This is a genomic window from Citrobacter sp. Marseille-Q5395 (assembly GCF_947057495.1).
GTDB lineage: Bacteria > Pseudomonadota > Gammaproteobacteria > Enterobacterales > Enterobacteriaceae > Citrobacter > Citrobacter murliniae.
The window spans coordinates 1-986 of the sequence record NZ_CAMSEL010000073.1; the positions used below are offsets into that span (position 1 = coordinate 1).

General features: G+C 54.1%; 2 protein-coding genes. Both read right to left on the reverse strand.

Annotation, left to right across the window (positions count from 1 at the left end; all coding sequences use genetic code 11):
- Positions 1 to 430: phage major tail tube protein (locus OH663_RS26015; protein WP_263525947.1), on the reverse strand; the 430-nt coding region annotated here is incomplete at its 3' end.
- Positions 427 to 986 (reverse strand): phage tail sheath C-terminal domain-containing protein (locus OH663_RS26020; protein ID WP_263525948.1); only part of this gene is annotated, 560 nt, incomplete at its 5' end. The genes OH663_RS26015 and OH663_RS26020, both read right to left, overlap by 4 nt.

The window sequence follows — 986 nt, forward strand, 5'->3', positions numbered from 1 at the left end:
TGGCGAACAGTTCGCGCCCGTCCAGTGACTGACGGTAGTAGCTGACGGCAATATCAACCGTCACGGCATTTTCGGAAAGCGTGTCCTTACTGCGCGCATCCGGCGTGACGGTCTGTACAAACCCCTCAATTTCCTCAACCGTACCGCGCGCAGTGCCGTTACCGAGATAGCCCTGATAAGCCGTAAAGCGTGAACGGCTGCCGCTGACAAAACCGAAGCTGGCCAGCATATCCGTATCTATCCCATAAAATTTAACCTGACAGGTCAGTGCTTCCATGCCGTCATCAACCGGGGTGGGCGCATCCTGTGCGCCGGTACGCAAATCCGTTTTAACAATAGCCAGAGACGGCGGCGTAAATTCATGCGCCCCCTGAATACGGATCCCCTGCCGAAAGAAGGTCCAGACGCGTAGTGTGTTTTTATCGCTCATGCTGCAAGCATCTCCTCAAGCGCATAGTTATTGTTCACCCGGACGCGCAGGCTGATAAGTTCAGTCGGCGATTTCGGACCAAAGTCATAGTTGATGTACAGGACACCCGACGCCATGGTTTCCGCTGTGTTCAGTTCTTCATCCAGCCAGGCCCGCCCACCGAATATGGCGCCAAGACCGACCAGTTGCCGCATATAGGCATTGATGGTGCCGATAATGTCGTCTGCATTTTCCCGATCCAGTGGGCGGTCAACATACTCGAGCATGGTTTCCTGAATGCTGTCCTCAATAACATCAGCAGTACGGCGGACAGATTCAAAACGCCACTGTGGATTGGTAGCACACAGACGGTTCCCCCAGTGTTTAAAACCCGCCCGGCGGATAATAGTGGACACGTTCTGCATGTTGAGCAGGTTTGCGTCGCAGTTTTCATCCCCGAGGATAAATTCATCGATCTGCTCAACACCGAGGATGTTGTTGATGTCCTGGTTCGACTTGCTCCACCACCAGCCTTTTTCAAAGTCGATGCGGGCGCGTAACCCGGCAGCAAACGCAG